General features: G+C 41.7%; 4 protein-coding genes. 1 reads left to right on the top strand and 3 read right to left on the bottom strand.

The genetic code is table 11. The features are described from left to right. From PCY07_RS10340 to rplK, 3 genes are all read right to left on the bottom strand, one after another. Positions 1-2,953 (bottom strand): accessory Sec-dependent serine-rich glycoprotein adhesin (locus PCY07_RS10340; RefSeq protein ID WP_301556743.1); only part of this gene is annotated, 2,953 nt, incomplete at its 3' end. A gap of 155 nt (positions 2,954-3,108) precedes the next feature. Continuing rightward, positions 3,109-3,798 (bottom strand): 50S ribosomal protein L1, encoded by a 690-nt coding sequence (rplA, locus tag PCY07_RS10335; RefSeq protein WP_013903942.1) that lies wholly within the window; start codon positions 3,796-3,798, stop codon positions 3,109-3,111. 97 nt (positions 3,799-3,895) lie between these two features. Next, positions 3,896-4,321 (bottom strand): 50S ribosomal protein L11, encoded by a 426-nt coding sequence (gene rplK, locus PCY07_RS10330; RefSeq protein WP_003005369.1) that lies wholly within the window; start codon positions 4,319-4,321, stop codon positions 3,896-3,898. Between the two features lie 160 nt (positions 4,322-4,481). Here rplK and PCY07_RS10325 point away from each other — a divergent pair, with 160 nt between their 5' ends. Next, on the top strand, positions 4,482-4,826 hold the full coding sequence (locus PCY07_RS10325; protein ID WP_013903943.1) for a DUF3397 family protein: 345 nt from the start codon (positions 4,482-4,484) through the stop codon (positions 4,824-4,826). Positions 4,827-4,957 lie beyond the last annotated feature (131 nt).

The following is a 4,957-nucleotide window of genomic DNA, read 5'->3' as shown; positions in this document are numbered from 1 at the left end:
CCACATAGTGTACATAGACATTACCCTTAGGTTCAGCTGGGGTTTCCTTCAATTTGTATACGTAGGTGACGTTCTTATCGCCTTCGATGACCTTACCGGTTGTTGGGTCGGTTGACTTGAGGTGACCCTCATCATCCACTTCTCCGACTGTGTAAGTTCCTGCTGGAACCAATTCATAAGTCTTGCCTTCGAATGCAATCTCTTGTGGGCGGTTGTCTACCACTGTGTCGTAGTCCTTATCCACCGGTTGAGCGTCTTCGTCGGTCACATCTGACTTGATGGTCTTGCCTTCTGTATCCACATAGTGTACATAGACGTTACCCTTAGGTTCTTCTTTCAGTTTGTATACGTAGGTGACATTCTTATCGCCTTCGATGACCTTACCGGTTGTTGGGTCGGTTGACTTGAGGTGACCCTCATCATCCACTTCTCCGACTGTGTAAGTTCCGGCTGGAACCAATTCATAAGTCTTGCCTTCGAATGCAATCTCTTGTGGACGGTTGTCTACCACTGTGTCGTAGTCTTTATCCACTGGTTGAGCGTCTTCGTCGGTCACATCTGACTTGATGGTCTTGCCTTCTGTATCCACATAGTGTACATAGACATTACCTTTAGGCTCTTCTTTGAGCTTATAGATGTAGGTAACATTCTTATCTTCTTTAGCAACTAGACCAGTTGTAGGATCAGAAGACTTGAGGTGACCCTCATCATCTACTTCACCGACTGTGTAGTTACCCGCAGGTACCAATTCGTAAGTCTTGCTATCTTTTTCGATTGTTTGCGGACGGTTGTCCACGACTGTATCGTAGGTCTTATTAATTGGTTGCGCCGCTTCATCTGTGACGGAAGTTTTCAGCTCATTACCCTCAGTATCCTTATAATGAACGTAAACATTACCAGTAACATCTGATTTGCGGTAATAGTGCGTTACATCTGTAGAAATTTCTTTAATGGATGGAAGAGAATAGTTATTAAAGAATGATGGGTAGCCAGAAGCCTTATCCCCTGGTGTGTTCCCACCAATGATGTTGGAAGTATTGTTTCGAACAGGATCTACATCTGCTGAGAATTGCGGTGAATCTGTAAAGGCATCCCCAGTAGCCTTATTGTACCAACCACTCAAACGCACATTCCCGTTTCCACCATCCGTATAAGTTGCAACTTTAAGATGGTATTTCCCATCCTTACTGTCAACATATCCGACCTCTTTCGGTTCAGTTGCTGTTCCAGCAGGTGTTGGCTTACCTCCTGGCTTAACCGGGTCTGAAGTATACAACAAAGTATAGTTGGTTAAGTCTAGCGTATTTACATCCGTTGATGGATTATACGACGCCACTTTTGATGGGTCTAAAGCATATAATTTAACAACAGATGTTCCGTCTTTATCGACTTGCTCTACAATCCGTTTGACGTAGTAGTGAGCACGTCCACCTTGGAGTTCCAAGTATTTAGCTCCGACACCACCTAGAGAACCGGTCATATCCTTTTCAGCATCCGTACGTACAAACTCGTAGCCTTCAAATTCACGCGGATTCGATGCCTTGTAGTCTTGGCTTTCAATACCAGTTTGGCTGTATGAAGCCAATTCTTCATTCGTACCCTCTACTTTATAGTAGGTGGTATGGGTTACTTTTTCAGTTGGGATAACTGTTTGAACATTCGGTTTTGTTTCCCCAACATTTCCTGGTTTAGTCGTATCACGAATTTGAAGAATGTGGTGTTTATATTTATCATCAGAAGTTGGACCAGCTTCACGGTTATTGGTCCAAGTTCCTAGGATTTGCGAAGATTCCCCAGTAGTATAATCAAATTGAGGGGCATAAGTAGGATTTTCATTCACCAAGGTCTTAAATTGGAAAGTTGACTTGGCAGTCAAATCCAAGGTTTCGACTTCTTTACCAGTAGCTTTTTCAACCAAACGAGCATGAACAGTTGGTGTCTGAGTTGTTCCAACAGCAGAACGATCTACTGAGAAGGTTACATAATAGCCACCATTGCTATAGGTAAGACCACCTTGATTTGCCGGACCTTGCCAGTTTTGAAGATCCCAAATAGAATAGGTATAGCGGTCAGCATTTGGATCCAATTGATAAGTTGCATTGTTCCATGTTGGGTCATCAATAGAAGCACCATTTGGCTCTTCCATTGTTGGAGTTACTGATGGGGCTGTCAAGGTAGTTGAAGTTGAAAGTGCATCTAACTGAGCAGAAATTGCTGGTGCACCATTAACAGTTGTATTTCCATTAAAGCCTGCAGCCTTCAAGGTTACCATCATATCATCTACTGACTTGTTCAAGCGTTCTCGTTGTTCAGCATATGATTGTGGTTTTACTTCAGAATTGCTCGAAGTTTCTTTTGTTGGCAATTCAGCTTGAACTTTTGCAACAGCCTCTTTGATAGCAGCTTTCTGCTCTTCATTTTGATGGTTGGAAGCATATTTTTCTGCTATTTGATTCAATAAAGCTGCTTCAGAAGCATTTTGTTCCAAGATTGCTTTATCATCCGATGCTACAGTACTTTCGACCACTTGGGATGAACTTGCTGCTTGAGCTTTTGTTTCTGTAGCAGTTTCATTTTGAGGGACTGAGACTTCTTTCGAACCTTCTTCAGTCAATGGAGCTGCTTCAGGTGAAAGGGATGGAGCACTCACTGCTGCAGAGGAAGAAACGACTTCGTTTCCTACTTCATCCGCAAACGTAGTAGTTGCAACTGTAGTAGCACTTAAAAGAGCCGTTGCTACTACGATCCCTTTTAAGAGGTGACGGCTCTTAGCAGAAACAGCGTCTTCACGAACCTCAGCAACAACCGTCTCTTCGACTTGACCTCGGATCACTTTGAGCAAACCAAAGTTTGAAGTAGCTGCACGCAACCAGTTCTTACCTGACTTGATCAACTTGAAACGAGTCACTCGATCAGTTTCACGGAATTCTCCGTTTGAACGTTTAAAAATCATTTGATTCTCCTTAATTTTTATTTTCGCCTATATTATACCTTTTTCCTGTACTTATGCAAGCGTTTTAATGTTTATCAAGTTTATCATCAGGAAATAGCGTTCTGAAACCATTCAAACGAACAAAAAAGCTACCCGAAGGTAGCTTTGATTTCTAATTAAAGTGAGTTAACATCCACTTTGATACCAGGACCTTGAGTAGTAGTCAAAGTCAAGCTAGTTACGTAAGTACCTTTAGCTGTAGCTGGTTTTGCTTTTTGGATTGTGTCGTTGAAAGCTTTAAAGTTTTCAACCAATTTAGTATCATCGAATGAAACTTTACCGATGATCGCTTGAACGATACCTGCTTTATCAGCACGGTAAGTGATTTTACCACCTTTAGACTCTTCAACTGCTTTCGCAACATCCATTGTTACTGTACCAGTTTTAGGGTTTGGCATCAAGTTACGTGGTCCAAGGACACGTCCAAGACGTCCAACAAGAGCCATCATGTCAGGTGTAGCGATAACAACGTCGAAGTCCAACCAACCATCGTTGATTTTCGCAACAAGGTCATCTTCACCTACGAAGTCTGCACCAGCAGCTTTTGCTTCTTCAGCTTTTGCACCACGTGCAAATACAAGTACGCGAGCTGTTTTACCAGTTCCGTTTGGCAATACCATTGCACCACGGATTTGTTGGTCAGCTTTTTTCACGTCGATGTTCAAGTTGTAAGCAACTTCTACAGTTGCGTCAAATTTTGCAAAATTAGTTTCTTTTGCAAGAGCTACAGCTTCTTCTACGCTGTATGCTTTTGTGCTGTCGATTTTTTCAAGTGCAGCACGAAGTTGTTTGCTTTTTTTAGCCATTTTATCTTTCTCCTTGTAATGTGGTCATATCGATTTTCATCTCCCACGTCACTCGTCTCATGATCAAGTGTATTGCGGGCAAATAGGATTGTTACAATTAGTCAGTAACAGTGAATCCCATAGAACGAGCAGTACCTTCGATCATACGCATTGCAGACTCAATGTTTGCAGCGTTCAAATCTGGCATCTTAGTTTCAGCGATTTGTTGTACTTGTGCACGAGTTACAGTTGCAACTTTCGTTTTGTTCGGTGTACCTGAACCTTTTTCAACACCTGCAGCTTTTTTCAAAAGAACAGCAGCTGGTGGTGTTTTTGTAACGAAATCGAATGATTTGTCTTCATAAACCGTGATAACAACTGGGATGATCATACCAGCTTGATCAGCTGTACGAGCGTTAAACTCTTTAGTGAATCCCATGATGTTGATACCTGCTTGACCAAGCGCTGGACCAACCGGTGGAGCTGGAGTAGCTTTACCAGCAGGGATTTGCAATTTTACAAGTTTTTCGACTTTTTTAGCCATTTCTTAAATCCTCCTTTGTGGTTTTGGCGGTAATTACAGATTTTTACCTCCCACAAGTATGCTTTGTGCATACCTTTCTATTATACACAATTTCTCTTTTTTTGCAAGAAAAAATTAAAATATAGTAAACTTTTTTTTCGTTTTATGATAGAATGAAGCTATGTTAATCAAAGTTGCTTCTGTATTATTTATTTTTTTAACGCTGATTCTGAGCGGCATCATTGTTCACCTCTTTAAACTCCAAAAAAGAGGATGGCGATCTACCGATATTGCCTTTCCTTTATTTGCCTTGGAGTACTACCTGATTTCAGACAGCGCCTTTTACCACAGCCTCTTACCGCTGCTAGCCTTGAGTCTTTCGCTTTTGGCCTTGGGGCTAACGATTTATTTCTTAAAAAAGAAAAAGAGTTTTTATTATCCGAAATTTATCAAATACTTCTGGCGCGCTGGATTTCTGGTCACCTTCTTGCTCTATCTGATCTTAACCGCTAGTTTGTTTATCTAATACTGAAAAGAGGCTGGGACAAAAGTCCTAGCCTCTCAATTATTTTTGGATTGTCGAGCAAGACGCAGTGGTTGAGTGGGCTCTACTACGCTGATTTCATCAGCTTTTACAGCCCTACTCAACTGTGCGGA

The organism is Streptococcus sp. SP1 (assembly GCF_030440005.1).
In the GTDB taxonomy this organism is placed as follows: Bacteria; Bacillota; Bacilli; order Lactobacillales; family Streptococcaceae; genus Streptococcus; species Streptococcus parasanguinis.
This window is presented reverse-complemented; position numbering and strand designations above follow the sequence as displayed.

Bases quoted from the DNA above. Each gene is read 5' to 3' on its own strand.
- rplA (WP_013903942.1), bottom strand. From the start codon at position 3,798: ATGGCTAAAAAAAGCAAACAACTTCGTGCTGCACTTGAAAAAATCGAC.
- rplK (WP_003005369.1), bottom strand. From the start codon at position 4,321: ATGGCTAAAAAAGTCGAAAAACTTGTAAAATTGCAAATCCCTGCTGGT.
- PCY07_RS10325 (WP_013903943.1), top strand. From the start codon at position 4,482: ATGTTAATCAAAGTTGCTTCTGTATTATTTATTTTTTTAACGCTGATT.